This is a genomic window from Micromonospora sp. LOL_024 (assembly GCF_048060415.1).
Lineage (GTDB): Bacteria > Actinomycetota > Actinomycetes > Mycobacteriales > Micromonosporaceae > Micromonospora.
Map to the genome: position 1 here is coordinate 82,682 of NZ_JBHMIS010000018.1, position 26,145 is coordinate 108,826.

At 69.9% G+C, this 26,145-nt stretch carries 25 protein-coding genes; 15 read left to right on the forward strand and 10 right to left on the reverse strand.

The window, feature by feature from the left end:
• Positions 1 to 52 precede the first annotated feature (52 nt).
• Together ACFHWY_RS18810 and ACFHWY_RS18815 are read left to right on the forward strand one after the other, a co-directional pair.
• Positions 53 to 463, forward strand: coding sequence for an arsenate reductase ArsC (locus ACFHWY_RS18810; protein WP_416581514.1), 411 nt, complete (start codon positions 53 to 55; stop codon positions 461 to 463).
• Positions 464 to 511: 48 nt separating this feature from the next.
• On the forward strand, positions 512 to 793 hold the full coding sequence (locus tag ACFHWY_RS18815) for a hypothetical protein (protein ID WP_416581515.1): 282 nt from the start codon (positions 512 to 514) through the stop codon (positions 791 to 793).
• Positions 794 to 816: 23 nt separating this feature from the next.
• Here ACFHWY_RS18815 and ACFHWY_RS18820 read toward each other — a convergent pair whose 3' ends face one another.
• The 3 genes from ACFHWY_RS18820 to ACFHWY_RS18830 form a co-directional block, all read right to left on the reverse strand.
• Positions 817 to 1,749 (reverse strand): 5,10-methylenetetrahydrofolate reductase, encoded by a 933-nt coding sequence (locus ACFHWY_RS18820; protein WP_416581516.1) that lies wholly within the window; start codon positions 1,747 to 1,749, stop codon positions 817 to 819.
• Positions 1,750 to 2,465: 716 nt separating this feature from the next.
• Positions 2,466 to 2,642 carry a hypothetical protein gene (locus ACFHWY_RS18825; protein ID WP_416581517.1) on the reverse strand — a complete coding sequence of 59 codons (177 nt, stop codon included), beginning with the start codon at positions 2,640 to 2,642 and terminating at the stop codon, positions 2,466 to 2,468.
• On the reverse strand, positions 2,639 to 3,937 hold the full coding sequence (locus ACFHWY_RS18830) for an MFS transporter (RefSeq protein ID WP_416581518.1): 1,299 nt from the start codon (positions 3,935 to 3,937) through the stop codon (positions 2,639 to 2,641). Before ACFHWY_RS18830 ends, ACFHWY_RS18825 begins: the two co-directional genes overlap by 4 nt.
• A gap of 378 nt (positions 3,938 to 4,315) precedes the next feature.
• Here ACFHWY_RS18830 and ACFHWY_RS18835 point away from each other — a divergent pair, with 378 nt between their 5' ends.
• The 3 genes from ACFHWY_RS18835 (at position 4,316) to ACFHWY_RS18845 (ending at position 7,754) form a co-directional block, all read left to right on the forward strand.
• Entirely contained in the window at positions 4,316 to 5,437 is a 1,122-nt protein-coding gene (locus ACFHWY_RS18835) for an FUSC family protein (RefSeq protein ID WP_416581519.1), read from the forward strand.
• Between the two features lie 208 nt (positions 5,438 to 5,645).
• On the forward strand, positions 5,646 to 6,080 hold the full coding sequence (locus tag ACFHWY_RS18840; RefSeq protein WP_416581520.1) for a MerR family transcriptional regulator: 435 nt from the start codon (positions 5,646 to 5,648) through the stop codon (positions 6,078 to 6,080).
• Positions 6,081 to 6,188: 108 nt separating this feature from the next.
• Positions 6,189 to 7,754, forward strand: a complete 1,566-nt coding sequence (locus tag ACFHWY_RS18845) for a peptide chain release factor 3 (protein WP_416581541.1) — start codon at positions 6,189 to 6,191, stop codon at positions 7,752 to 7,754.
• 191 nt (positions 7,755 to 7,945) lie between these two features.
• Here ACFHWY_RS18845 and ACFHWY_RS18850 read toward each other — a convergent pair whose 3' ends face one another.
• Positions 7,946 to 9,334, reverse strand: coding sequence for an FAD-dependent oxidoreductase (locus ACFHWY_RS18850; RefSeq protein ID WP_416581521.1), 1,389 nt, complete (start codon positions 9,332 to 9,334; stop codon positions 7,946 to 7,948).
• 154 nt (positions 9,335 to 9,488) lie between these two features.
• On the opposite strand from ACFHWY_RS18850, the gene ACFHWY_RS18855 reads away from it, so the two are divergent.
• The gene (locus tag ACFHWY_RS18855; RefSeq protein ID WP_416581522.1) at positions 9,489 to 9,821 is read left to right on the forward strand and encodes a hypothetical protein; all 333 of its coding nucleotides are present in this window, start codon (positions 9,489 to 9,491) and stop codon (positions 9,819 to 9,821) included.
• 195 nt (positions 9,822 to 10,016) lie between these two features.
• Here the strand turns inward: ACFHWY_RS18855 and ACFHWY_RS18860 are convergent, their stop codons facing one another.
• The 6 genes from ACFHWY_RS18860 to ACFHWY_RS18885 all read right to left on the reverse strand — a co-directional run bounded on the left by ACFHWY_RS18860 (position 10,017) and on the right by ACFHWY_RS18885 (position 15,821).
• On the reverse strand, positions 10,017 to 10,145 hold the full coding sequence (locus ACFHWY_RS18860; protein WP_416581523.1) for a hypothetical protein: 129 nt from the start codon (positions 10,143 to 10,145) through the stop codon (positions 10,017 to 10,019).
• Between the two features lie 336 nt (positions 10,146 to 10,481).
• Entirely contained in the window at positions 10,482 to 11,270 is a 789-nt protein-coding gene (locus ACFHWY_RS18865; protein WP_416581524.1) for a YaaA family protein, read from the reverse strand.
• Positions 11,270 to 11,761 (reverse strand): DUF1801 domain-containing protein, encoded by a 492-nt coding sequence (locus ACFHWY_RS18870; RefSeq protein WP_416581525.1) that lies wholly within the window; start codon positions 11,759 to 11,761, stop codon positions 11,270 to 11,272. Before ACFHWY_RS18870 ends, ACFHWY_RS18865 begins: the two co-directional genes overlap by 1 nt.
• Before the next feature lie 30 nt (positions 11,762 to 11,791).
• Positions 11,792 to 12,805 (reverse strand): hypothetical protein, encoded by a 1,014-nt coding sequence (locus tag ACFHWY_RS18875; RefSeq protein ID WP_416581526.1) that lies wholly within the window; start codon positions 12,803 to 12,805, stop codon positions 11,792 to 11,794.
• Between the two features lie 143 nt (positions 12,806 to 12,948).
• Positions 12,949 to 14,514 (reverse strand): MFS transporter, encoded by a 1,566-nt coding sequence (locus ACFHWY_RS18880; protein ID WP_416581527.1) that lies wholly within the window; start codon positions 14,512 to 14,514, stop codon positions 12,949 to 12,951.
• A gap of 122 nt (positions 14,515 to 14,636) precedes the next feature.
• Positions 14,637 to 15,821 carry an epoxide hydrolase family protein gene (locus tag ACFHWY_RS18885; protein ID WP_416581528.1) on the reverse strand — a complete coding sequence of 395 codons (1,185 nt, stop codon included), beginning with the start codon at positions 15,819 to 15,821 and terminating at the stop codon, positions 14,637 to 14,639.
• Here ACFHWY_RS18885 and ACFHWY_RS18890 point away from each other — a divergent pair.
• The 9 genes from ACFHWY_RS18890 to ACFHWY_RS18930 all read left to right on the forward strand — a co-directional run bounded on the left by ACFHWY_RS18890 (position 15,799) and on the right by ACFHWY_RS18930 (position 26,089).
• Positions 15,799 to 16,068: a hypothetical protein gene (locus ACFHWY_RS18890; RefSeq protein WP_416581529.1), complete on the forward strand. Its 270-nt coding sequence runs from the start codon at positions 15,799 to 15,801 to the stop codon at positions 16,066 to 16,068. The two genes, ACFHWY_RS18885 and ACFHWY_RS18890, sit on opposite strands and share 23 nt — an antisense overlap.
• 97 nt (positions 16,069 to 16,165) lie before the next feature.
• Positions 16,166 to 17,329, forward strand: coding sequence for a pyridoxal phosphate-dependent aminotransferase (locus ACFHWY_RS18895; protein WP_416581530.1), 1,164 nt, complete (start codon positions 16,166 to 16,168; stop codon positions 17,327 to 17,329).
• 18 nt (positions 17,330 to 17,347) lie between these two features.
• On the forward strand, positions 17,348 to 18,928 hold the full coding sequence (locus tag ACFHWY_RS18900; protein WP_416581542.1) for a class I adenylate-forming enzyme family protein: 1,581 nt from the start codon (positions 17,348 to 17,350) through the stop codon (positions 18,926 to 18,928).
• Positions 18,925 to 19,728, forward strand: coding sequence for an SDR family NAD(P)-dependent oxidoreductase (locus ACFHWY_RS18905; protein WP_416581531.1), 804 nt, complete (start codon positions 18,925 to 18,927; stop codon positions 19,726 to 19,728). The genes ACFHWY_RS18900 and ACFHWY_RS18905 overlap by 4 nt, the downstream gene beginning before the upstream one ends.
• A gap of 67 nt (positions 19,729 to 19,795) precedes the next feature.
• On the forward strand, positions 19,796 to 21,217 hold the full coding sequence (locus ACFHWY_RS18910) for an aldehyde dehydrogenase family protein (protein WP_416581532.1): 1,422 nt from the start codon (positions 19,796 to 19,798) through the stop codon (positions 21,215 to 21,217).
• Positions 21,214 to 22,617: a UbiD family decarboxylase gene (locus tag ACFHWY_RS18915; protein WP_416581533.1), complete on the forward strand. Its 1,404-nt coding sequence runs from the start codon at positions 21,214 to 21,216 to the stop codon at positions 22,615 to 22,617. Before ACFHWY_RS18910 ends, ACFHWY_RS18915 begins: the two co-directional genes overlap by 4 nt.
• 90 nt (positions 22,618 to 22,707) lie before the next feature.
• Positions 22,708 to 23,052 carry an ArsR/SmtB family transcription factor gene (locus ACFHWY_RS18920; RefSeq protein ID WP_416581534.1) on the forward strand — a complete coding sequence of 115 codons (345 nt, stop codon included), beginning with the start codon at positions 22,708 to 22,710 and terminating at the stop codon, positions 23,050 to 23,052.
• Positions 23,053 to 23,391: 339 nt separating this feature from the next.
• The gene (locus ACFHWY_RS18925) at positions 23,392 to 24,723 is read left to right on the forward strand and encodes an FAD-dependent oxidoreductase (protein ID WP_416581535.1); all 1,332 of its coding nucleotides are present in this window, start codon (positions 23,392 to 23,394) and stop codon (positions 24,721 to 24,723) included.
• A 136-nt stretch (positions 24,724 to 24,859) separates the two neighbouring features.
• Entirely contained in the window at positions 24,860 to 26,089 is a 1,230-nt protein-coding gene (locus ACFHWY_RS18930) for an acyltransferase family protein (RefSeq protein ID WP_416581536.1), read from the forward strand.
• The last annotated feature ends 56 nt before the right edge of the window (positions 26,090 to 26,145 follow it).

Here is a 26,145-nt window from a genome sequence, read left to right on the forward strand (position 1 = left end):
CAACGCCGCCTACCTCGCCGCCACCAGTTGACACCACTCAAGGAGTGCGGGAATGAGTGACAAGCCCAGCGTTCTGTTCGTCTGCGTGCACAACGCCGGCCGCTCGCAGATGGCCGCCGGGTGGCTGCGCCACCTCGCCGGTGACGCCGTCGAGGTCCGGTCGGCTGGCAGCGAGCCCGCCAACCAGATCAACCCGGCCGCCGTCGAGGCCATGCAGGAGGTCGACATCGACATCACCGGACATGCCCCGAAGCTCCTCGAATACGGAACGGTAGAGTCCTCGGACGTCATAATCACCATGGGCTGCGGCGACGTCTGCCCCGTCTTCCCCGGCAAGCGGTACGAGGACTGGAAGCTGGAGGACCCTGCCGGCAAGGGCGTCAAAGCGGTCCGTCCCATCCGCGACGAGATCCGCGACCGCATTGACAAACTCGTCGGGGAACTCATTCCGGACCGGGCATGACGCGAGTAGTCATCGGCGGCAGTGACGCCGGGATCACCGCGGGACTGCGTGTCCGCGAACTCGGTCCTGGCGCCATGCCGTCAGCACCTGGGCGGCGGCGGTCGACTGCGTGCACACCTGCCACGGGTTCTCGATGACGACGCGTTTCTGCCGCTGGGCTCCACCGCCCACCAGCAGGGCCGGGTCGCCGGGGAGAACGATCGACCTCTTGAGCCCGCGCCGGACACCGGCGAAGAGCTGCTTCCCGCTACGCTGGGCGGGCTGCCCGAGGCGCCGGTCGAGCCGATGCCCGACGACGGCGGGCCGGCAGGCGTACCCGAGACAGTGTGACGGCGTCCAGCGCCCACGGTGCGCTAGCCCTTGAGGATTGCGCGGACGTCGGCCGCCAGGGTGACCGCCGCGTCGATCTCGACCTTGCGGATCGACACGCTTTCGACGTTGAAGCCGAAGGGGATGCCGAGCCGTCGGCAGAACGCGGTCAGATCGCGGGCGTTCGCCACGCACTGCTCGTAGGACTCGGCGAGGGGGTCCTCCGCGTGGTCCAGCGTGTTGATCATCCAGCCGGGTACGTTGACGCCGAGCCACTGCAGGAACGACAGAGTCTTCATGGACCCACACACCGACAGCGTCAGGACGACCGGGCGCGGCGTCTCCCCGCGGTCCCGGCAGGCGTAGTAGTAGTCGGACAGCATTGTCTTGACGGCGTCCACGTTGTACACCACCTGGGAGATGAAGAACGCACAGCCTCGGTCCTGCTTTGCCAGCATCCGGAGGTGCTCGTCGCCGGAGCGGGTGTGTCGCTCGCTGATGCAGACCCCGCCGACCAGGAGGCCCGGTCGGACCTCGGTGCGCAGCGCGTGCGCCCGGGACAGCGTGGTACGTACCGCCTTCTGCCCGCTGGACGGCCCGACGAACACACTGACGACCCGGTCGGTGTCGGCCGACTTCAGCCAGGTGGTGAACTCCTCTTCGGCGTACTTGCCCACGCACCGGTAGATGACCGCGGGATACCGCGAGTCGCGGAGATGCTCGCGGTAGAACTCGGCCGGGTCCATGGTGGGTAGGTACGGGAACGGCCGTTCCTCCTCGTTGCGGTCGCTCTCGTCGTCGATGTCGTACAGGATGAGCCCGTCGAGGTCGAGGCGGTCGAGGCGGTCTCGGGTTACCCGGGCGATCTCCGCAACCCGCCCCGGCGTGGAGCTACGCCGGGGCGGGGTCAGACTGAGCAGGAGGATTCCACTCTTCGCCGCCGCCAGGCTGGCCCGAAGTGGGGAGGTGTTCGGCATGGCCACAATCGTAGGGGCGGGCGTCGCCGTTCAGGTCCGCGGCACCGGCGCCCCGCGCGACCACATCTGCGTCAACGTCCTCGTCGAGCACGTCCTCGGCGACCGCCCGTTCCAACCCCACCTGCCGATGCGACACCCTGGTCAAACGCACGCCGCTTCCAAATTTCTGTGGCATCGCAGCTCGGTCAGAGCCTGGACGGGGACACGGCTTGCGCTTTTTGATCAGGCATCCAACCCACCTTTGATCAGGCCCTCAACCCACCTCAGCGAACACATCTTCGGTATCCGCCTTCGGGCAGCCCGCACGCGCGCACCTCCTCCGCCGACACCACCTTTCGGCTGGTCGATGGGCAGCTCCTGGTCACCTGGTACAGCACCTAGTGGCCGGCTCGTCGGCTGCCAGCATGCTGCTACTGCAGCGGCTACCGCAGGATCGTGGGGCAAGGAACTGAGACCTTGGTAGACCGGCGAGATGGTGACCGTCCACCCGAATGCCTTCGGGTCGTCGTTGTACGCGCAGGTATTCCTTGGGGGTGCTGGTGGGTGACTGTCGTGGTCCGTTCCGCCGGCTCCCGCCGAGGGCGTCGACCGCCGTCGACCTCTCGGGTGGGGTGACGGGGTGATGCGATCCCCGCGTAGTTTCGCGTGACCAGCGCCAGGGTCAGTCGGAGCCGATCTTGTCGGAAGCGGTGCGGGTCTGGGCTGTGATGGCAGGGTCAGATCGTGGTCGGCCAACCCGCGAGCAGGCCACGGGTGGTCGAGGACCGCCAGGCCGACGGTAGGGCTTGGTTCGGCAGGGCGGTCATCTCCTTCCACAGTTCGCGTACCTGGCGGAACTCGCGATCAGGTAGGCGGTGTAGCCGGGCGATGACGTCGGGCCGGGCGGGGGTCAACGAGCCGTCGATGAGCTCCGGTGTGCTCGCCGAGGGGTCGCGTGTCCCTCCTCGGCCGGCAGCGGGGCCAGGGTCGCGGCGGCGCCCACGGCCAGGGGAAGCGCCGCACCGATCAGCAGGGCGGAGGTGTAGCTGCCGGTGAGGTCGTGTCCGAGGGCAAACATGACGGGGCCGAAGGCGGTCGAGCCGACGTTGACCGCGGTGACTGTCCCGCGAATGGTGCCCAGGTGACCGATTCCGAACAGCCGAGGGGTCAAGGCGGCTTCAGCGGTGCGGATGGCGCCGGAGGCGGCGCCGATGGCCACGCCGAACCCGAGTGCCGACCAGCCTGGCGTGGCCTGGGTGGCCCAGGCGAGCGCGGCGGCCAGCCCGACCATGGAGACAAGGAGCGTCACCCGTGGGTTGGCGCGGTCGATGAGGGCGCCGACCAGCAGGGTGGCCGCGATTCCCGCGACGGTTTGCGGAAGGAAGTTCGCTGCCGCTGCCGCCGAGGTGAGCCCCCGTTCAGTGAGCAGGCTGATCTGGTGGAAGGCGATGGCGGTGGTGAGCAGGCCGGAGGTGGCGACGCTGGCGGAGAGCACCCAGAAGTACGGCGTGCGCAGCGCCTGGCGGTGAGTCAGGTCGGTCTGGGCGCGACTGGCGGGGTGGGCGTTGGCGGCCGCGCCGTCGACCTGCTGGCCGATGTCCTCGGGACGGTTGCGGATGCCGAAGAGCGCGATCGGGATGACGATCGTCCATACGAGAAGCCCTTCAACGAGCCAGGCAGTGCGCCAGCCGTGATGGGCGATGAGCCGCTCCAGCAGCAGCGGGGCGAGGGAGATCCCGGCGGCGCCCACGGCGGAGGCGATCCCCATCGCGAGACCCCGTCGGCGCCGGAACCAGTGCGCGGTGAGGGTGGTCGCGGCCAGACTGAGAGCGCCCTGTCCGGCCATCCGGATGCCGACGAATCCGGCGGTGAGTCCGACGATCCCCGACACGGTGGACAGGGCCACCAGTACGGCGCCGAACACCGCCGCGATGACCAGCATGCAGTGACGCACTCCGTGGCGGTCTATCAGTCTCCCGATCGCGGGCAGGGCCGCCGCCCCGGTCAGCGTGCCGATGAGGTACGCGGTGGAGATCGTCGATCGGCTGATCCCGAGGTCGGCGATGAGTGGGTCGACGAAGGCGGACACCGCAACGGTCTGGCCGGGTGCGGTCATCGCCAGCGCCACAGCGGCATAGCCGGCGATTCGCCAACCGTGGAAGCCGCCGGTGGGCTGAGGTGTGGCTTTCGAGGATGGGTTGGTGGTCACGGGCCTCACTGTGGCAGCGCGCGGGCGGTGACGCGCGGAGTGTCCGACGTCGGCCGCCCTTGCATGGGTCGGACTGGGACCGGTGTCACTACGACGGGTACCCGGGCGGGCGGCTTCGCCTGAGGGAGGCGGGAAGGTGGGTCGACATTCGTCACCCCGAGGCGTCGCGGCGCCGATCGTACGATTGGCGCTCCGCGACCCTACCTGAACGTGCGGGTGCGGATCCAAAGGTCCGCCACTCGGCAACAACTCTAACCTTACGTAAGAGGCGGAGTGGGCTGGCTGCCAATCGGGCGAACTGCGACGATCCGGTGCTGTCCGGGCTGTCCTGCTGCCTAGAGTGTGAGCCGTGGCAGAGCCGGCCGTGGAAGAGCCCGGGTGAGTGGAGTTGCCGCACGGCTACGAGCGCGGGCGGCAGAGATCGTGCGGGAACGGTGGCTTCGGCTGCGTGCCCTCGCGGTCGTCGTGGTGCAGACCTCGGTGGCCGCCGCGGTGTCCTGGGCGGTGGCCAGCCGGGTCGTCGGCAATCCGGAGCCGGTGTTCGCTCCGATCTCCGCGGTGATCACGCTGGGTATCTCCACCGGACAGCGGTACCGCCGCGCGGTCGAGTTGGTCTTCGGTGTGGCGGTGGGCATCGCCGTGGGCGACGGGCTCATCTGGTTCATCGGCACCGGCGGCTGGCAGATCGGTGTGGCGGTGGCGCTGGCGATGGCAGCAGCCGTGGTCGCCGGCGGCAGCGCGGGCGTGGTCGGCCAGTCGGCGGCCTCCGCGGTGCTGATCGCCACCCTCACCCCACCCACCGAGGGCATCTACGTCACCCGGGTCGTCGACGCTCTGATCGGAGGCGTGGCGGCGCTGGTGGTGATGGCGGTGCTGCTGCCGGTGAACCCGCTGACCGTGGTGTCGCGGGTCGCCAAGCCTGCGCTCGGCGTGCTGATCGACGGTCTGCGCGGCGCCGCGGGCGGCCTGCGGGAACAGGACGACGGGCTGGCTCACGACGCTCTGGTGCTGCTGAGTGAGGGCGAGGGCAAACTCGGCGAGTTCCATGACATCCTGCCCGAGGGGCAGGAGGCGGCGACGATGGCTCCGCTGCGCTGGCACGCGCGTGACGCCCTGCGCCAGTATCTGGACGCCGCCGAGTACATCGAACGCTCGATCCGCAACGCCCGGGTGCTCGCCCGCCGCGCGGTGACGCTGCTACGCGACGGAGAACCCAGCCCGCCGCAACTAGGGGAGTCGGTAGCGGCCCTGGCGGAGGCCGCCACCGTGATCCGCAACAACCTTCGTCGAGGCCAGCCGCCCCAGGAGGCGGCCGACCTGCTGTGCAGGGCCGTGCGGGAGGCCAGTGACGCCTACCGGCAGGGCCTGGGATTCTCCGGCAACGTCGTCGTCGCCCAGGTCCGGGCGATCGCCACGGATCTGCTGGGCACCACCGGCCTGGCCCACGACGAGGCCGACCGTGAGGTGCGCCGGGCCGGTGGACTCTTGCACGACCGCTGACGCCGTAACCCGTGCTCGCCTTTCGTGAGAATTGTGGTTCGCCTTGGCGACGAACCAGCAGCTCTTCCCGTCGGTCAGCGGTCCGCCGGTGCCAGGGTGGTGTGTTGGCAGGTTGCCCTCGCTCCCAGTGGTGCCGGCTAGCCTGAACGGCAGTTGTCTGGTGGGCGTCCACCGGGTGGTGAGCGCGATCGGGAGGCGGACGGAAGCCATGGGCGACGGCGTGTTGCGGCAGATCGGTGAGGTGGCGGAGCGGACTGGGTTGAGCCTGCGCACGATCCGCTACTACGAGGAGGTCGGCTTGATCGTGCCCTCCGCGCGCAGTCAGGGTGGCTTCCGCCTCTACACCGACGCCGACGTGGACCGGCTCCAGGTGGTCAAGCGGATGAAGCCGCTGGAGTTCAGTCTGGAGCAGATGCGCGAGCTGCTGGCCATCGTCGACCGGCTCGCCGGTGATGCGCGGCTGTCCAAGGCGGAGCGGGAGCGGATGCTGAACAGCCTCGCGGGCTACCGCGAAGCAGTTCACGAGCGATGCGCCGCACTGCGGTCGCAACTCGCCACCGCCGAAGAGTTCGCGGGCACCCTGTCCGGTCAGATGGAGGCACTGCAGTCGCCCATCGTGACCCGGGCCGCGACCAGCAACTGAGCTGCCGGCCTACCCGCGCGGACATCCTTGAATTGAAGGTATTGTTCCGGCTGGGTCGGCGTAGAAGGGGGTGGGTGAGTGCCGTCGGTGGCAAGCGTGGCTGGGGTTGTGGCGGAGGCGGCGCGGCGGCGGACGTTTGCGGTGATTTCGCATCCTGATGCCGGGAAGTCGACCATCACGGAGGCGCTCGCGTTGCACGCCGAGGTAATCGGGGAGGCCGGTGCGGTGCACGGTAAGGCCGGTCGTAGGGGGGTGGTCTCCGACTGGATGGCGATGGAGCAGCAGCGAGGTATCTCGATCACTTCGGCGGTCCTGCAGTTCGCGTACCGGGATCTGGTCGTGAACCTGCTCGACACTCCGGGGCACGCGGACTTCTCGGAGGACACCTACCGGGTGCTGACCGCGGTGGACTGTGCCGTGATGCTTCTGGACGCCGCCAAGGGTCTCGAGCCGCAGACGTTGAAACTGTTCGAAGTGTGTCGGGCCCGCCGGATCCCCGTCATCACGTTCATCAACAAGTGGGATCGTCCGGGCCGGGAACCTCTGGCGCTACTCGACGAGATCGAGCAGCGGATCAAGTTGCGGCCGACGCCGGTGACCTGGCCGGTCGGTGTCGCCGGGGAGTTCCATGGTGTCGTCGACCGTCGCACCGGTCAGATGACCGCCTTTCGTCGTACCCCTGGCGGTGCGACCGCGGCGATCGAGGAGCACCTCGATCCGGGGCGGGCGGCACACCGGTACGGCCAGGACTGGCACCGCACGAACGAGGAGTTGGAGCTGCTGGCTCTCACCGGCGCCGACCACGACCAGGCGGCTTTCGCCGCGGCCACCAGTACTCCGGTCATGTTCGGCGCGGCGGTCGCGAACTTCGGGGTACGGCAACTGCTCGACGTCCTGGCCACCCACGCCCCCGCGCCCGGGCCCCGCTCGGACGTGACCGGCACGCCGCGACCGGTCGACGCGCCGTTTGCCGGCTTCGTTTTCAAGATTCAAGCGAACATGAACAAGGCGCACCGCGATCAGTTGGCCTTCATCCGGGTCTGTTCCGGGCGGTTCACCCGTGGCATGAGCGTCACCCATGCGGGCACCGGGCGGCCGTTCGCCACGAAGTACGCCCAGCAGATGTTCGGCGCCAACCGGGAAACCATCGACCAGGCGTACCCGGGCGACGTGATCGGTCTGGTCAACGCCACCGCACTTGGTATCGGCGACACCCTGCACGAGGGTCCGGCTGTGACGTTCCCGCCGCTGCCGTCGTTCGTCCCCGAGCATTTCGCCGTGCTGCGCGCCGCCGACTCCTCCACCTTCAAACGCTTCCGTCGCGGCGTCGAGCAGCTCGACGCCGAGGGTGTCGTGCAGGTCCTCCGCTCCGACCGTCGAGGCGACCAGGCGCCCGTGCTCGCCGCCGTCGGGCCCATGCAGTTCGAGGTCGCCGTCGCCCGCCTCGACGTCGAGTTCGGTGTCACCACCCGACTGGAACACCTGCCCTACCAGGTAGCCCGTCGCACCGATCCCGACAGCGAGCAACGCCTCCGCGGCGTCGGCGACGCCGAGGTACTCACCCGCGTCCGGGACGGCGCCCTGCTCGCCCTGTTCACCACCGGCTGGCGGATGCGCTCCATCGACGACAGCCGCCCCGGCCTCACCCTCGATGAACTCCCCGCCGCCGGATAGCCGTCCCGCACCCCACGGTCGGCAGGCGGGAGACAATACAAACAACGGCGGATCGACCGATCGAGGGAGTGACGCCCGATGACGACCGAGACCACCGTGGTACAGCCGGCCGCCGGGCGGATCCACTGACGTCCTGCTGCTTCCCGTGTCGTCATCAGGTCACGGGCCGGCCGACCCGGTCGGCACGCGGCTCAGCGCCCCCGGTCGACGGCCGGGCCGGACGACGGCGCATCAAGCCACGACGGACCGGGCGCGGGTCGGCGGATCGCGTGGCGCAGCACCCGGCGTACCATCGTGGGCCGCATGAGGGCCTCCGGTGGGTCCATCAGGCCGGCCACCCGCATGAAGCCGTTGGTCACCTCGGGATCCTTGGTGGCCGCGTACTGGAGGCGTGCCATGTAGGCGTTCCCGATCCGCACCTTGAGGGTGCGCCGTCCCTCGACGCCGGGAAAGTCGAGATCGCCTCCGGCGGAGATGTCCCACGGGGTGCCGACAACCCGGGACAGGTCCGCGAAGAACCGGTGCGGCTCCGGTGGTCGGCCCACCCGCAGGTGCGATCGCAGGGTCATCGCCTGGATGGCCGCCACGCTCATGCCCTGGCCGTACACCGGGTTGAAGCTGCAGAAGGCGTCGCCCAGGACGAGCAGCCGGCCAGGAAAGCGCAGTAGCCGGTCGTAGCGGCGACGGACGCTGGCGGGGAAACGGAAGGAGACCGGGCCGTCGAGCGCGTCGGCGTCGCGTACCGCCTCGTACACGTCTCCGACCGGCAGGGAGCGGACGAACTCCAGGAACCCATCCGGATCCGTGGGCGGGTAGTCGCCGAGCACTCCGGTCAGCGACAGGATGCAGACGTCCGGCGCGACCTGTCCGAAGAACGCTCCACGCGGATGGGCCGGAGAAGCCACCGGGTTGATCGACTGCACCCCGTCGAACATGTCCGGCCGGATGCGGTAATGCCGGGTGGTGTAGGCCAACCCCACCTTGACCCGTTCCTCCTCCGGGCGCTGGAACCCGAGTTCGTCGAGCCAGGCCGGGGTACGGGAGCCGCGTCCGGTGGCGTCGACGACCAGGTCGGCGTCGAGCACCTCCGTCTCGGCCCGATCGGTCCGCCGCCGCACACGTACCCCGACGACTTGCTCGTGGTCGCCGGTGGTGACCAGACCGAGCACGTCGCACTCCTCGACGAGGGTCACGTTCGCTATCGCGGCGACCCGGTTGCGGACGTGGTTCTCCAGGACGGGACGCGGAGCGGTGACCGAGACGAGACCGGTGTTGGCCGGTTGGATCCGGCGGCCGTTGAAGAACCAGCGCATCTCGCCCAGGTCACCGGTGGGCACACCGGCAGCGCGCAACTCCTCCGTGAGGCCGGGGAAGAGCTCCTCGAGGATAAGGTGTCCCCGGGCGTGCAGCCCATGGGCGTGGGCGGTGTGCGGCGCTCCCCGCCGTGGGGTGCTCACGCCCAGCACCGTGTCGCGCTCCACGACGACGACCTCTGCGTACGATTCGGCCAGGACCCGGGCGGCGAGGACGCCGCCCATGCTTCCGCCGAGCACGACAGCGCGGGCTCCGAGTTGAGTCATCGACACGTACCTTTCTGATGGGTGGGCCTCACCGGTCTGCTGACCGTCGGAGGACGACGCCGGACGGCGCGCCGCGGCGGGTCTGCCGGCACGGGCGTCGTCCACGGGGCTAACGTCAGCGTCGCCAGTGCCGCGGGCCGGGGCATCTCCGTGCGTGCGGCCCCGGCCGGCGGTTCAGGAGGGGTCAGCCACGGGTGGGGCGCCGAAACAGCAGCAGCACGACGACGAGCAGCGCGATGCCGTCGATGACCAGCAGCGCCGCCCCAACCGGATCGACGCCGTGGACGTGGGTGGCGGGCGGCCCGTGTCTGGCCGTCCCGAGACGCGGATCTGGACCGCCGACGGTGCCACGGTCACCACCGCGCCTTCGGCGGGGACGACCGAGACCACCCTCAACGGCGAGTCGGTCGACGACGCGAAGTCGACGTGGGCGACGAAGGCGAGGAGCGCGACCAGCGCCGCCACCACGACGGCGGAGCCGGCGTAGGTGCGAGCCTGGGTGGACATCACCGGGGCGGCCGGTCTTCCGTGGCCGCGACCGGCCGCTACGTGCGGGTCTGCCCGTTGCCGGGCGCGCAGGTGCAGGTCATCGAGGCACGCTCGGCGTCGTTGGGCCGAACGCGCAGGTATGCGGCGACGAGCATGGGGATGAACACGACCGAGTTGTAGGACAGGTGCAGCTCTACCCGGGGAACGACGAGTTGCAGCGGGCTGGTCGCGACGGGGTGCCGGGGAACCAGAAGGAGCTGTGCGCCTGGACGAGCAGCAGCGCGTGCTCGATGTGGTGCCAGAACTGGAGGGCGAGCGCCACCGTCCACCACGCCCTCGCCCGGCCGGTGAAGCCCGGGGCGCTACAGGAAGAGACCGACCAGCACGAGGGCGTAGCCGTATTGCAGCCACTCCGAACTCACCAGCCAGGGAAACGGCATCCCCAGCACGCCGCAGGCCGCCGGCCTCTGCCAGCCGAGCACTCATATCTGGTACGCCTGGACGAGGTGCTCGGCCCAGTGAGCGACCACGACGAGCATGTAGACGGTCAGAGCGGTACGGTGAAAGATGCAATCGGACTTTTTTGGACGACCACGGTAGACAGCCAGGTTTCCGAGCGTGACTTCCAGCTCGCCGAGGGTGGTCTGCGGTGCTGTTGCTACTGCTCAAGCAGCCGGACGCTGAGCCCCTTGCCCTCGAACTCCTTGCAGACGAACGCCGGTTCGCGGAACCGGCTCAGCGTCGGATCGTAGCGGTAACCGATCTCGGCGAAATCGGTGATCGCTTCGGGCTGGTCGATGCGGTTGGTCAGCATCCAGCGGGCGAACGCCCCGCGCGCGATCTTCGCGTGCACCACCACGAACCGCGGCTCGCCCGTCCTCGGATGCACCGTCAGAAAGCGCGGGCTGACGAACCGGTCCCGGTCCAGGAACCGCGTGACGGTCCGGTGGTACTCCGCCGCCGCCAGGTTGATCACGATCCCCCGCCGCGGCAGGCACTCGGCGATCCGGTCACCCCAGAAGCCGTACAGGTCGGCGTAGCGCGGATCTGGCAGCCGATAGCCCATCTCCAGCCGGTACGGCTGCACCGCGTCGTGCGGACGCAGGATCCCGTACAGCCCGGAGAGGATCCGTAGCCGCCGGTCGGCGTAGGCCCGATCGGCCTCGGAGAGGTCGCACGCGCGTAAACCGCTGTAGATGTCACCGGCGAAGCTGTCCATCGCCGGCGACTGCCGATCCGGCTCGACGCCCCAGTCGGCGAGCAGCGTGCGGGTCTTGGCGGCCAACACCGGTGAGATCTCCATGACGGCCGCGAGTTGCTCGACCGACAGCGTCTTCAGGTAGCCCGCCAACTCCTCCGCAGGGCCGCGCAGCGCCGGCTCGGTCAACGCGCGAGGGCCGGCCGGCGCCGGCCGCATCACCTTCGACGTGTGGATGAGGACGATCATCACTTTTCGATCAACTTGATGAGCTGCTTGACGATCCGCTTGAGCTCTGCCTTGTTCGCCTTGGCGTCCTTCATGTCGGAGAGATACACCATCCGGCGACCGTCGGCGTAGTCGCCTTCGAGCAGCTTGCTGTCGATGTTGACCACCAGCGGGTTGTGGAACACCAGGTGGACGCGCTCCTTCGACCACAGGTTGAACGTCACCAGGTACTCGCCCTGGTAGGCGAAGGACGGCGCCTTCCACTTGACCTGCTCGACGATCTTGGTGTTTACCGACTTGATGCCCTCGCGCAGCAGCTCGACCTCGGCCTTGAACGGATGATCGAGCTTTGCCATGAACGCATCGACCTCGTCGGTCCGGTTAACGGTGTTGTCGACCTTGCCCACGTTCGCCTCCGCATCGACGTCGATACCCGCGGTGAGCATACCGAAGTCGGGGCGCGACAATCGCGATGCCGGACGACCGCGCCGGGCCGGTGGTGCGACGACCACACTGTCGCCGCACCACCGGCGGTCACCGGATCAACCCGCCGCGCGGTGGACGAAATCCTCCAGGGTGGTCACGATCTCCGACCGGTTCTCCCGGTGCCGTACGCAGTACCGCGTGGGGTACCAGCCGCCGATCTGCCACGCCTGCGGCTGTTTGATCGGGAAGCAGCCGTCGGCACTCTCACCCGAGGCCACGCTGCGGAACCAGTCGTGGGTCACCATCGGCTCGTAGAACGTCAGACGGCCGCCGTACGAGCCGTAGATGAAAGTGTGGGTGAAGGGCGCACCGTTGATCTCGGCCCCCGTCAGATCGATCAGATGGTTGCCCATACCGGGCTCGACGGCGCTGAAGTCGCTGTAGTCGGCCGGCAGGTACTGCGCGGGCAGCGGCAGGCGGCCCACCTCGAAGTCCTCGCAGTTGACCAGCATCCCGCACGGACCCGGCCGGATGGCCATCCGCTCCTCGTTGGGGGTGAGGTAGAAGTGCACGTCGAAGTGGGGACGGTCGTAGATGTGCTCGGGCAGGTGCCCCGCCGGGTTCCAGTTCATCAACACGTACTGGAAGGGGGTGTCCACCTCGTCGCGGAACTCCTTGCTGAGCTGCAACGGGAATTCGTACCCGCCGGTGCACTCGGTGTTCGGATCGGTCTCGCCGTCCTGGTTGACGTCGTGGCACCAGCGGCCCTCGGTCGCCGGGTGGCTCGGCAGCCCGTCCAGCGCGCCCTCGGTCATGGACAGGCCGATCGCGTGTGGCACCCCGTCACGGAACTGGGTGAACGCCCGGATGGTGCCCTTCCCCAGCTTCGTCGACTCGCCGTACGAGGCGCAGACGCCGGAGTAGGAGGCGGTACGGCGAAGCAGCCAGTTCGCCACCGACCTCGGCACCTTGGCGGTGACCTCAGCACCGCTGCCCGCCGACGGCGCGACACAGACATCGACCTGCCGCCAGCGGACCGAGACGGGATTCGGGGTGATCACGATGACGAGGGCGAGCGCGAGCACGGCCACCGTCGCCGCAGCGGCGGTGCGGATTCTTCGACGCGGCATGACAACTTCCTCAGATCGTCGGGCGGACAGGCCTGGAGTGGTCCTACGTCAACCCGCACGGGGTGACGACTGGGCGCGCCCCGGCGGTGTTCCGGGACCACGCCGGGGCGGGCGCGAGCCGGGACGACTCGCAGGATGGGTTGTCAGGGAGCCGGCGGCGCCTCGCTCGGCGACGGCATACCGGGATGACCTGCGCCGGTCGGCGGCAGGCCCCTGAGCCGGATCGCGAGCATGAGCGCGACCGCCAGGAAGAGCACGAAATTGATCAGACTGGCGCCGTGCAACGCCTCGGTGAACGCCTCCCGGGCCGAGTCGAGCAACTGGGCCGCCACGGGCTCCGGCAGAGTCTCCGCCACCGCCACGGCGCCGACGATGCTCTCTCCCGCCGGCACCGCTGCCGGTGCGGGCACCTCGGCCGGCACCTGCACCGCGGAGCCGTAGACCGCACCGGCGACGCTGCCGAGGATGGCGACACCCAGCGCGACGCCGAGCTCCCCGCCGGTCGACGAGAGCGATCCGGCGGCGCCGGCCTTCTCCGGCGGCGCCGACGACATCAGCACGGCGTTGGCCAGGGTCGCGCTGGGGCTGCCGCCGACGTACATGACGACCAGGCCCACGAGCAGGGTGGCCAGGCCACCGGTGACGCTGACCTGCATGACGATCAGCGCGCCGACCGCCGCGAGCAGCATGCCGGCGGCGAGGACGTAGGCGGGTCGCACCGTCCGGGCGATGGCCGGCCCGACGTTGCCGCCGACGATCATCGCGGCCGCCGGAATGAGCATCCACAGGGCCACCTTGAGCGGGCTCAACCCCACCACGAGCTGCATGTAGAGGGTCGCCACCAAACCTGTTCCCGCGGTGATGAACCCGAAGGCCAGGCCCAGCATGATGATGGTGTTCACCATCGGATTGCGGAACAACGCCAGGTCCAGCATCGGCTGTTCGAGGTACCGCTGGCGATGTACGAACATCAGGCCGCAGGCGAGTCCGACGAGGATCGTGCCGGCGGCGCCCGCGTCCCAGCCGGCGCGTGCGACCTCCTTGAGTCCGTAGATCACCGGCAGGAGCGCGGCCAGCGAGAGGAGGGCGCTGGGCAGGTCGAGCCGACCGGGCCGGGGATGTCGCGAGGCCGGTAGCAGCCCGGGACCGACCAGCAGCAGCAGGGCCATGACCGGAACACCCAAAAGGAAGATCGAACCCCACCAGAAGTAGTCGAGCAGCAGACCGCCGACCACCGGGCCGAGGATCACTCCGAGCATGACGGCGGTGCCCCAGATCCCCATCGCGGCGCCCATCTGGGCCGGGTTGGGGAAGAGCTGGCTGATCAGGGCGAGCACACTCGGCATGACCGTCGCCGCCGAGATGCCCAGGAGGGTGCGCGAGACGAGCAGCATCTCGATCGAGGTCGAGTACGCCGCCAGCAGCGACGCGACCAGAAAGCCGGCGGCGCCGCCGAGCAGCACGTTCCGGTGCCCGATCCGGTCGCCGAGAACGCCCATGAGCACCAGGAACCCGGCGATCACGAAGCCGTAGATGTCGGTCACCCACAACTGCTGGGTGGCGCTGGCCCCCAGGTCGGTCGCGAGCCTCGGCAGCGCGAGGATCAGGACGCTGATGTCCACAGTGGTCAGCATGGTCGGTAGGCACAACACAGCGAGCGCGAGCCACTCCCGACGGCTCGCCCGGGCTCCCATGTCAACTGTCGTCACGTTACGGTCCTTCTGTCGTGGGGGAAATAGCCTGTACGAGGTCGCGGATGGCGTGCGGTCGCGGCCCGGGCGGGAACTGGTCGGCCGGGCGTGGTCGAGGTCTGCTACGACGCCGGGCTGGCTCAGGAGACGTCGACCAACGACCGGAAGAAGACCCGCACGTCACCGACGAACAGCTCCGGCACCTCCATGGCGGGGAAGTGCCCGCCCCGGTCGAACTCCGTCCAGCGGGTGATCGTCGGGAAGTCACGGTCGGCGAACCGGCGGATCGGGACGATGCAGTCCTGCGGGAACACCGCCACGCCGAGCGGCACGCTCAGGGGCTGCTCCCGGTACCCGGTCAGCATCTCCCCGTTGGGGTCCTCGGTCGCCGCACGCTGTTCCTCGGTGACCTCGCGGTACATCTGGGCCGACGAGCCGGCGGTGCCGGTCAGCCAGTAGATCATCACATTGGTGAGCAGCAGGTCCCGGTCGATGACCTGGTCGGGCAGGTCGGCGTCGGTCCACTCCTTGAAGCGCTCGACGATCCAGGCCAACTGGCCGGCGGGCGAGTCGTTGAGCGCGTACGAGACCGTCTGGGGGCGCGTCGACAGCAGCTTGCGGTAGCCGGATCTATCGGCGTCGAAGCTGGCCAGTCGGCCCAGCCGGCCCAGGTCCTGCTCGCTGAGGCCGTCCAACTCGGCGGGGTCGCCGGACGGGAAGACGGTCAGCATGTTGCTGTGTACGCCAACGACGTGCTCGGCGGCGAGACGGCCCACCGCGAGGGAGATCGGTGATCCGAAGTCCCCGCCCTGGGCGCCGTAGCGCTCGTAGCCGAGGCGACGCATCAGCTCCACCCATGCGGCCGCCACCCGGTTGACCGTCCAGCCGGCGGTGGGCAGCGGACCGGAGAAGCCGAAGCCAGGAATCGACGGCAGCACCAGGTGGAACGCGTCCTTGGCGGAGCCGCCGTAGGCCACCGGGTTGGTCAGCGGCCCCACCACGTCGAGGAACTCCGCCACCGATCCCGGCCAGCCGTGCGTCATGATCAGCGGCAGCGCGTCCGGCTCGGGCGAACGGATGTGCGCGAAGTGCACAGCGGCCCCGTCGATGGTCGTGGTGAACTGCGGCAGACCGTTGAGCCGGGACTCGGCCATCCGCCAGTCGTAGCTGGTCATCCAGTGGGTGACCAGCTCCTTGAGATAGGCCAGGGGCACGCCGCGCGACCAGCCGGTCTCGGGCAGATCGGGGGACCAGCGGGTCTGCGCCAACCGCCGCCGCAGATCATCGAGTTCGGACTGTCGGATGTTGATCGTGAATGGCTGCACGTCTCGTCTCCTCAAGATTGCCATCCGGGTGCGGCTCAGCCCGCCCGTCCCGCTGATTGCCGCGGGCGGCGTGCCCGTCATCGCACCGGCCATGACGTCGCCCATGACCGTGGCACCGGGAATCGGACCGCCGCACCTCCCGGATTGCGGCGAAGTTCAGCCGCACCTGCGGCTTTCGGGTAACGACGACGGTGACGACGAACGCACGCACGGAGATGCCCGCCCGCGACGGCAGTTGGAATCGTGAGCGGCACGTCGCCTGCCGAGGCCAGTGCGGCGCCGACAAAGGAGAGTGATCACGGGTGACCGCGCCGTACCCCCCACCGCCGACCAGTCGGAGCCCCTTGTCCAGCAGGACGAACCACTTCGTTCTGCCGAGGCAGTGGGCGTCCATGCGCCGGGCCGAGCAGCTCGAACGGGAAACCGGCACCCAGATCATCCACCTCGAAAAGGGTGACTTTCAGGGCGAGGAGTTCCGGCCCGCACCGCACATCCTCGACGCGTGCGCCAAGGCGGTGCACGACGGGCACGTGCGTTACGTACCCGGACCCGGCCTACCCGAGCTGCGGGACGCCATCGCCGCGGAGGCGACCCGTCGCGGCCGACCCACGGCGCGCGAGGAGGTGCTGGTGACGATGGGCGCCAAGCACGCGCTGACGCAGAGCCTGCTCACGCTCGTCGACACCGGCGACGAGGCGATCTTCCCCAACCCGGGCTACCCGCCGGACGAGTTCTGGATCACCTACGCCGGCGGTCGGGTGGTGTACACGCCGCTGGTCGAGCCGGATTTCCACTTCGACATCGACCACCTGGCGCGGCTGATGAACGACCGCACCAAACTGTTGATCATAAACTCTCCGCAGCGGCCCAACGGCATGACGGTCGACCGGCTCGAGGAGATCGGCGAGCTGTGCCGACGACACGACGTGATGGCGATCTCCGACGAGATCTTCAGCCACCTGGTGTACCCGCCTGCCGAGCATCACACCATCGCCGCCCTGGATGGCATGGCCGACCGGACGTTGCTGGTCGACACGTTCAGCAAGAGCTACATCATGACCGGGTTCCGGATCGGCTGGTGCGTGGCGAACCGCGACCTGATCACCGCGATGGACATCTTCCAGCAGAACTCCGTGACCAACGTGCCGGCCTTCGTGCAGCTCGCCGCACTCGCCGCGCTGACCGGCCCACAGGACCACGTGGTGGCCACCCGCGACCGCCTGCGGGCGAAGCGCGACCGGGTGGTCGCCGCGCTGAATGCCCTGCCCGGCGTCTTCTGCCCGTCCCCGGACGGGTCGTTCTACGTCTTCCCGGACATCCGTGGCACCGGCCTGAACGCGCAGCAGTTCACCGACCACCTCATCGACCACTACTCGGTGGGAGTGGTGGCCGGCACGGCGTTCGGCGACCGGGGCGAGGGACACGTGCGGATCACCTATGCCGCGCCGGACGACGTCCTCGACGAGGGGCTGAGCCGGATCCGCCAGGCCGTCGAGAACCTCGGCTGACCGGTGGAAATCGGACGGATGTTGGCGTGGGGGGCAGAGCGCCACCCGCACCGGCGCGCGGTCGCGGGCCCACGGCCGATGACCTTCCGCCAGTGGGACGCCCACACCAACCAGGTGGCGCGTGCTCTGGCCGCCCTAGGGGTCAGCTGCGGTGACCGGGTGGTGCTACACATGACCAACGGGGCCGGCCTGGCCGGTGCCTATCTGGCGGCGCAGAAGCTCGGTGCGGTCGCGGTCCCGCTTTCGACCCGGTACGGTCCGGCCGACGTCGAGCACTGCCTGCGAGACAGCGCACCCACGCTGGCCGTCACCGACGCCAGCACGTCCGATGTCTGCGCGCGGGCACGCGAGAAGCTGCCCGGCCCGCAGGCGTGGATCGCCGCCGGCGGTCCGGACGACGCGGCTTCCGCCGGTGCCACGTTGGCGTCACTCGCCGCCGGCCAACCCGACGGTCCGTTGCGGGTCACCGTCGCGGACCACGAACTCAGCGTGCTGCTGTACACCTCCGGCACGACCGGGCAACCCAAGGGGGTGCCCCGGACCCATGCCGCCGAACACACCGCCACCGTGGCGCACGTGCTGCAGTCAGGGCTCCGTGCCGTAGACGTGACGCTCGGCGTGATGCCCCTGTTCCACACCATGGGCGTACGCACGTTGCTGGCCAGCCTTCTAGTCGGCGGTACCTGGGTGCCTCAGCGCAGGTTCGACGCGGACGAGTCGACGGAGCTCGTCAGCCGGGAGGAAGTCACCGCGCTGTATCTGGTGCCGACCATCTACTGGTCGTTGCTGCGCACCGGTCGGCTGCCCGAGCTGACGTCGCTGCGCCGGCTCGGGTACGCCGGCGCACCGATGGCCCCGGACCTCGCCGGCCAGCTCATCGACGCGGTGCGCCCGGACGCCTTCGTGAACCACTACGGCAGCACCGAGATCTTCACCTTCACCGTGGAGCCGGACGTGGCGGCCCGGCCCGGCAGTGCCGGACGCGCCGGTCTGTTCTCCCGGGTACGGGTCGTCGTCAACGAGCCCGACGCCCACCCCGACGACCTCGTGGACCCGGGTGAACCGGGACAGGTAATCGCGTCGATGGCCTCGCCGGAGGCGTTCTCCGGCTACTGGAGACGGCCGGACGCCGACCGCGCGGCGATCCGTGGCGGCTGGTACCACACCGGCGACCTCGCCAGCCGCGACGAGCAGGGGAACCTGTGGTACCGGGGACGGGTCGACGACATGATCCTCTCGGGTGGCGAGAACATCTACCCGGCGGACATCGAGGCGGCCCTGGCAACCGCCCCCACCGTCGCCGACAACGTCGTGGTCGGGCTCCCCGATGAGCGCTGGGGGCAGTCCGTCACCGCGTTCGTCGTGGTGCGCCCCGGCATCGACCCTGCCCAGGCCGTCCGGGAGGTCCAGCACTTCGTCCGGACCGCCGCCGGGCTGCCGTCGCTGAAACGCCCCAAGCGGGTCGTCGCCGTGGATCGGATACCCCGTTCTCCGGTAGGCAAGATCCTTCGTCGGCGGCTCGCCGATGGTGACTACCACGCCCTGGCCGACACCGCCGCCGGCCGCGGCACCCCGGACCCGACGGAGGCGATTCGATGAGAGAACTGCCGCCCAAGGCGGGGCCGCCCGTGGCCGGGCTGTCCGGACGAACCGTCGTCGTGACCGGCGCCGGCGCGCCGATCGGTGAGTCATACGTGCGGGCCTTCGCGGCCGCCGGCGCTGACGTCGTCGCCGTAGACCTGCTGAGCACCGCCCGGCAGGCGTTGCAGACGGCCCGCACGGCGACCCGGACCGGGCCCGGCCGCGCGGTATTCGCACCCGCCGACGTCACCTCGCCGTCCGACTGGCAACTCGTCGTGGAGCGGACCATCGCAGAGTTCGGCCGCCTCGACGTGTTGGTCAACAACGCGGCCGTCTACCGGTCGCTCGCCGGTAAACGCCCGCTGGGCGACCTGTGCGTCGAGGAGTGGGACGGCGTCTTCGCGGTCAACGTCCAGGGCACCTGGCTGGGCATCAGGGCGGTGACCCCGTCGATGGTGGACTGCGGCGGCGGGAGCATCGTCAACATCTCCTCGGTGGTGGGGCGGACCGGTGCGGTTGGCTTCGCTCACTACGTCGCTTCCAAGGCGGCGGTGGAGGGGCTCACCCGGGCCGCTGCGCGGGAACTCGGCGCACACAACATCCGGGTCAACGCGGTCGCTCCGGGGCTGGTGGACAACGACGCCAGCCGGACGCTGAACACCGAGGAATACCTCACGGCGGCAGCCCGGGCCCGCGCCCTGCCCCGGCCGATGTACGTCGACGACCTGGTCGGGCCGCTGCTCTGGCTGGCCTCACCGGCGTCGGCGTTCGTCACCGGGCAGACCGTCATCGTCGACGGCGGGCAGGTGTTCGCGTGAGTGCGGCAGCTGTCCGGCCCGTCAGCGCGGCGGCCGAGCACGCCGGCGGGCCCGTCGGGGCGGCGGCGTGAACGACCCGGCGCCCTTCTTGTCGGACAGCCACGTCCGACCAATCAACCCGACGACCCTCGCCCCGCTGCCCCCGGTCGCGGTCACCACGCCGGCCCGCCTCGACGAGGCCGCGCAACGGGCCGAGGCGGCGCTACGGGGTGGCTGGCCGGTCGACGGCCGCCGCCGGGCCGCGGTGCTGCACGGCTGGGCCGAGGCGCTGGCCGCACACGCGAACGAACTGGTCGACGCGCTCGTGACCGAGACCGGCAAGCCGCTGGCCGAGGCGACCCAAGAGGTCCGGGCCTGTGTGGACGCGCTGACCTACAACGCCGGCCTGGCCCGGCACCTCGGAGGCGTGGCTGGCACCCTGCCCGACGGTACGGTGGCGCACATCGTCCGGCAACCGGTCGGCGTCACCACCTTCGTCGTCCCGTGGAACTGGCCGATGCTCCTGCTGATCCGGGATCTCGCACCCGCGCTGGCAGCCGGAGTGACCGCGCTGGTCAAGCCCGCCCCGCAGACCAGCACGATCACCGCTCGAATACTGACCCTCGGTCGCGCGGCCGGGCTGCCCGACGATGTCGCCCACCTCGTTGTCGGTGGACCCGCGGTGGGCCGCGCCGCCGTCTCGCATCCGCTGGTGCGGGCCGTCGCGTTCACCGGGTCGACCGCAGTCGGCACGGAGCTCCTGCGGACGGCCGGCAGCGGCATGAAACGCACCCTGCTCGAACTGGGCGGCAAGGGAACCCTCGTCATTTGCGCTGACGCCGACCTGGAGGCCGCAGTTCTCACGGCGGTACGGGCGGCAGTGGTGACCAGCGGCCAGATGTGCCTGGCCTGCACCCGCGTGCTGGTTGCCCGCTCGACATACCGGGACGTACTCGACCGGCTCGTCGACGGGCTCGACCGGATCCGGGTCGGCCACCCGGGTGATCCCGACACGCAGATGGGGCCGCTGGTTTCGCCAGCCGCCGGAGAGCGGTTGACCCGTACGCTGACCGCCGCCGCCGCCCGGCACGGCGTACACGGCGGCCACCGCGTCCACCCCGCCGGCCTGGCCGGGTACTTCGTGCGGCCCGCCGTGGTGACGGAGGTCGGCCCGGACGCACCCGTCGTCCAGGAGGAGCTGTTCGCCCCCGTGGTGACCGTCGAGCCGTTCGACGACGAGGGCGAGGCGGTACGGCTGGCCAACGCGACACCGTACGGCCTTGCGGCGGGCGTGTGGACGCGCGACCTCGGCCGGGCGTGGCGCCTCGCCCACGCGATCGAGGCAGGCACGGTCTGGATAAACGGCTACCACCATTCCTACCCGGAGACACCCAGCGGAGGCGTCAAGTCCTCTGGTGTCGGCCGGTCCCGGGGGGTGGCCGGCGTCGAGCAGTTCACCGAGCTGAAGCACATCCACTTCGCCGTCCCAGCCCCGGGAGCACACACGTGAACCTGCCGGCCGTACCAGTCAGTCAACCCGCGGCGTGGCCGGTCGAGCAGAACCTGCGTTCCTGGCTGTCTCACCTGATCGACCGGGGCCGACTCGGCCAGGTGCGCTCCCGGGTGGAACTCGACCAGGAGGTTTCGACGGTCCTCGAACGCCTCGACGGGCGGCGGGCGGTCCTGTTCCGCGACATCGCCGGGGCGAGGTTCCCGCTCGCCGGGAACCTCGTCTGCGACCGCGCCGACCTCGCCGCGGCGATGGGCTGCCTGCCTCACGAGACCGCCACCCGCTATCTGGCCGCCCTCGACCGGCCTCGGCCCTGGACGCCAGTGCCCGACGGCGGCGCGCCGGTGCTCGCCCGCCGGCTCGACGGCGAGGCGCTGCTCTCTCGGCTCCCCCTGACGGTGCAGCACGAACACGACGCCGGCCGATACCTGACCTCGGCGCTGCTCGTGGTCCGGGATCAGCAGACCGGCGCGACGAACCTCTCGATCAACCGGATGCTCGCCGTCGGCGAACGGAGCCTGCGTACGCTCGTGTTGCCTGGACGGCTGCGCCGGATCCTGGCCGCGACGGAGCGTCGCGGGCTAGACCTCGACGTGGCGATCGTGCTGGGCGTCGATCCGCTGCTCGGCCTGGCCAGCCAGGCCCCGGCGGCAGACCGGACCCTGGACGACCTTGAGGTGGCCGGCGCGTTGCGGACCAGCCCGCTGCCGGTGGTCCGCTGTCCGGTCAACGGTCTGCCGGTACCCGCGGAGGCGGAGTTCGTCCTCGCGGGGCATTTCCGGGCCGACGTCCGGGAGCCGGAGGGGCCGTTCGGTGAGTTCCCCCGCACGTACGGGCCGAGCGCTCCGGCACCCGTGATCGAGCTGGTCAGCGGCTGGCACCGCGACGGCGCGGTGTGCCAGACAATCCTGTCGGGCGGCCGCGAGCACTTCCTGCTCGGCGGGATCCCACGGGAGGCGGCGCTGCTGCGGACGCTGCGCTGGGCGCATCCGGAAGTGACGGCCGTACGACTGCCGGAGGCCGGCTCGTGCCGCCTGCACGCCGTCGTCGCCGTGCGCGCGGAAACCGCGGGGTCGTCGATGAACGTGCTGCTCTCCACGCTCGGCGCGGCGGGCACGGTCAAGCACGCGATCGTCGTCGACGACGACGTGGACATCCACGACGACGAACAGGTCGGCTGGGCGGTGGCCACCAGGGTCCAGGCGGACCGGGACGTGCTCGTGCTGCCCCGGGCCGCCGGCAGCGGACTCGACCCGTCCGCGGCCGGCGGGATGACCGCGAAGCTCGGCATTGACGCCACCGTGGCGCACGACGTACGCCATCGACACGCCCGGATGCGTACCCGGCCGACCAGACCCGAGTGGATCGAACGGTTGCTGTCGGAGGCCGCCACCCCGTGATCACCCGACGCCGGCCGGTCACGACGGCGTGCTGCCGTCGGTGGCCGGGTGCCCCCGGTCATCCCGCCTGAGAACGGAAGGTCAGCAGCTGTGGCAAGCGACGAACTCAGCAGGATCATGGCGGCACTGGCCGACCCGACCCGGCGGGCGATCCTCTTCCGGCTGACCCGTGGCGAGGCCAGCGTGACCGAACTCGCCGCCCCGTTCGCGATGACCATGCCCGCGGTGAGTCGCCACCTGCGGGTCCTGGAGCACGCCGGGCTCGTCCGACGGCGGCGGGACGCCCAGCGGCGGCCCTGCCGGCTCGACACCACAGCGCTGTGGACGGCGGTGACCTGGCTGCGGGATCTGGTCACCGAGTCCGACGAGGGCACCGGTGGCCCTGACGACGGCCCGGCTCGGCCGGCGCGACGGGCACCCGACGTTACCTTCTAGACCTTTCCCGTCCCCTCGATCAGCGATGCGGGTCGGGTGCGGACAGCACCCGGTCCACGGCAACACATCTCGTCGGAGGGCATCAGCCGAGAGGGGCTCGCGGTCGCCTTCGCGCGGCTTTCGGCGCACTGCTCCGCCGATCGTCCCCGGCCGGTCGTCCCGGCCGTGACCAGGGGTCTCCGCGCCGGCAAGGGCAGTCAGGGAGATGCCCGGCGACCACACCGGCTGACACGATCCCACACAGAGCAAGCCTGGATGGCGAGCCGACTCCGCCCAGGCATCAAAACGATTCTCGTGACGTCGCCGAAATCGTTCATCACGCAAGGGAGACGACCGTTCATGAACAGATTCGTCGGAGAACGCGCGGTCGTGCTGGGTGGCAGCATAACCGCACTGTTCGCCACCAGCGCGCTGTCCGAGAGCTACCGCGAGGTCATCATCGTCGATCGCGACGAGCTCCTGGGAGTACGTGAGGCACGCCGTGGGGCACCGCAGGCGCGCCACATCAACGGGCTGCTCGCCCGGGGCGCCCGCGCCATGGAGGAGCTCTTTCCCGAGATCACCGCACAGATGATCAGCGCCGGATGCCCGCAGACCGACCTGTCCGGCACGGTACGCTGGTATTTCAACGGCAAGCCGCTCAAGCAGGTGCGGGCGGGCCTGACCAACGTGGGCGCACGCCGCCCGGTCATGGAGGCGCACGTCCGGGATCGGGTGCACGCGCTCGGCAACGTCACCTTCATGGAGCGGTACGACATCACCGGCCTGGCCATGTCGCCGGACCGGTCCCGGGTGACCGGGGCACGGGTACAGCGGCGCGACGGTGGCGCGGAGGAGACGCTGGATGCGGACCTGATCGTCGACGCCACCGGCCGCGGTTCCCGTACCCCGCTGTGGTTGGAGGCCACGGGCTACCCGCGCGTCGAGGAGGAGGGCACCAAGATCGGGCTGGGCTACGTGACCCGACACTACCGGTTACGTACCGATCCGTTCGGCACCGACCACTCGATCATCGCGGTGGCGAACCCCGGGCTGCCCCGGGGAGCCATCTTCACCAAGACGGACAGCGGCCTGGTCGAGTTGACCGCCTACGGTTTGCTCGGCGACCACCCGCCCACCGATCCCGACGGCTTCAACGCTTTCGTCGGGACGCTGGCCGCCAAGGAGATCTACGAGGCGATCATCGAGGCCGAGCCGCTCAACGACCCGGTGCTGTTCCGGTTCCCGACCACGCTGCGGCGCCGCTACGACCGGATGGCGCGGTTCCCCGAGCGGCTGATCGTGCTCGGCGACGCCGTCTGCACCCCGAATCCGGTCTTCGCCCAGGCGCAGAGTCTCGCCGCGCTACAGGCCCTGGCGCTACGCGCCACGCTACGACGCGGCGGGGCGCCGGACTCTCCGGAGTTCATGCGGCAGGTCGGGCAGATCATCGACCCCGCCTGGGGCATGACCGAGGGCATCAACCTCAGCTTCCCCGGCGTCGAGGGTCAGCGGAGCCCGATGCTCAAGCTGGTGCAGGCCTACATGTACCGCGTCCAGGTGGCCGCCACCCGGGACGCCGCCGTGACCGAGCAGTTCATGCGCTCGGCCGGCCTGGTCGACCCGCTCGAGGCGCTGATGCGGCCGAGCATGGTGCTGCGCGTACTACGCAACTCGCGTACCGCGGCCTGAGCCACGCCGGCCAAGCGGCCACCTCGACGCCGGCGACGTCGCCGGGCCGTCGAGAGCCGGCCGGCGACTGTCGCCGCTGCCCCAATTCCCGACCGTCGGCGGTACCGACGGACGTTCCCACCCGGAGGTGCACTCCATGACGACCACCCAACCCGGAGCACGGCCGGAGAGTTCTCCGGGAATCGGCGGTACCCGCCTACCGTCGCTCACGGGACTTCGGGCCCTCGCCGGCCTGTCGGTGTTCTTCACCCACGGGCTCGCCCTGGGCCTGTTCACCGATCCCCAGGTAATGCTCGGCTACATCCTGTATGGCGCCAACGCCGGGATGTTCGGTCTCGCCTACTTCTTCGTCCTCACTGGTTTCGTGGTGACGTGGACGGCGTCGTCGACCGACAATGCTCGGTCATTCTGGCGTCGTCGATTCTTCAAGCTCTTCCCCAACCACGTGGTGGTGTACACCATCCTCCTGGTCCTGCTGATCCCGACCGGCACGCCCATCAAGGCGGCCGAGGCGTTGGCCGGATTGTTCCTGGTCAGCTCCTGGTTCCCGATCGAGTCGTTCCTGTTCGGGAATCTCAACGGTCCGATGTGGTCGGCCAACATCGACGTGCTCGCGTACGCGGCGTTCCCGCTGCTCTACGTTCTGGTCAGGAAGATCTCGCCGAGCCGGCTGTGGGCCTGGGCGATCGGCGTGACTGCCCTGGCGGCGCTCGTCCCGGTGATCGCCAGCGCCTTCCTGCCGGACCACCCGCCGTCGCTGGTCGCCCCGGAAATCTCCTGGCCCCAGCACTGGTTCGGCTTCTACTTCCCGCTGACCCGGGCCCTGGAGTTCGTGGTCGGCATCATCATGGCGCGCATCGTCCTCACCGGCCGGTGGATCGGCCTGCACGCCCTGCCCGCCGCACTGCTCACCCTCGGCGCCTACCTCGTCACGCTCGACGTGCCGATCTTCTACGGGTACACCTTCGTCCCGCTCATCCCGATGGCACTGCTGATCCCCGCCTTCGCGATGGCCGACGTCCACGGGCGGCGGACGCTGATGAACAGCGGTCTGATGGTGTGGCTGGGCGATCGGATGTACGCCTTCTTCGTCATCCACATCACCGTGATGTTCATGGTCCACGCGGCCTTCAGCGGCGAGAATGGCGTGTCCGGCATGTACAGCCGGGTGACGTTCGACCTGGGCACCGGCATCGCGGTGCTGATCGCGACGTACCTGCTCTGCCTGGTCCTGGCATCGACCCTCTACGCGTTGGTCGAGCAGCCGGCGATGCGCCGCTGGTCGCGGCCACGCCGGGGCGCCGACCGGCAGCGACGTCCGGCGCAGCCGCTGTCCGATGCCGCCGGTGGCGGCCGGTCGAGCTGACCGCAAGCCGACGAACGGCCGCGCCCGGTGACCGGGTGCGGCCGTTCGTCGGGTGG

Bases quoted from the DNA above. Each gene is read 5' to 3' on its own strand.
- ACFHWY_RS18810 (WP_416581514.1), top strand. From the start codon at position 53: ATGAGTGACAAGCCCAGCGTTCTGTTCGTCTGCGTGCACAACGCCGGC.
- ACFHWY_RS18820 (WP_416581516.1), bottom strand. From the start codon at position 1,749: ATGCCGAACACCTCCCCACTTCGGGCCAGCCTGGCGGCGGCGAAGAGT.
- ACFHWY_RS18840 (WP_416581520.1), top strand. From the start codon at position 5,646: ATGGGCGACGGCGTGTTGCGGCAGATCGGTGAGGTGGCGGAGCGGACT.
- ACFHWY_RS18850 (WP_416581521.1), bottom strand. From the start codon at position 9,334: ATGACTCAACTCGGAGCCCGCGCTGTCGTGCTCGGCGGAAGCATGGGC.
- ACFHWY_RS18865 (WP_416581524.1), bottom strand. From the start codon at position 11,270: ATGATCGTCCTCATCCACACGTCGAAGGTGATGCGGCCGGCGCCGGCC.
- ACFHWY_RS18875 (WP_416581526.1), bottom strand. From the start codon at position 12,805: ATGCCGCGTCGAAGAATCCGCACCGCCGCTGCGGCGACGGTGGCCGTG.
- ACFHWY_RS18890 (WP_416581529.1), top strand. From the start codon at position 15,799: ATGTTGATCGTGAATGGCTGCACGTCTCGTCTCCTCAAGATTGCCATC.
- ACFHWY_RS18900 (WP_416581542.1), top strand. From the start codon at position 17,348: ATGTTGGCGTGGGGGGCAGAGCGCCACCCGCACCGGCGCGCGGTCGCG.
- ACFHWY_RS18905 (WP_416581531.1), top strand. From the start codon at position 18,925: ATGAGAGAACTGCCGCCCAAGGCGGGGCCGCCCGTGGCCGGGCTGTCC.
- ACFHWY_RS18925 (WP_416581535.1), top strand. From the start codon at position 23,392: ATGAACAGATTCGTCGGAGAACGCGCGGTCGTGCTGGGTGGCAGCATA.
- ACFHWY_RS18930 (WP_416581536.1), top strand. From the start codon at position 24,860: ATGACGACCACCCAACCCGGAGCACGGCCGGAGAGTTCTCCGGGAATC.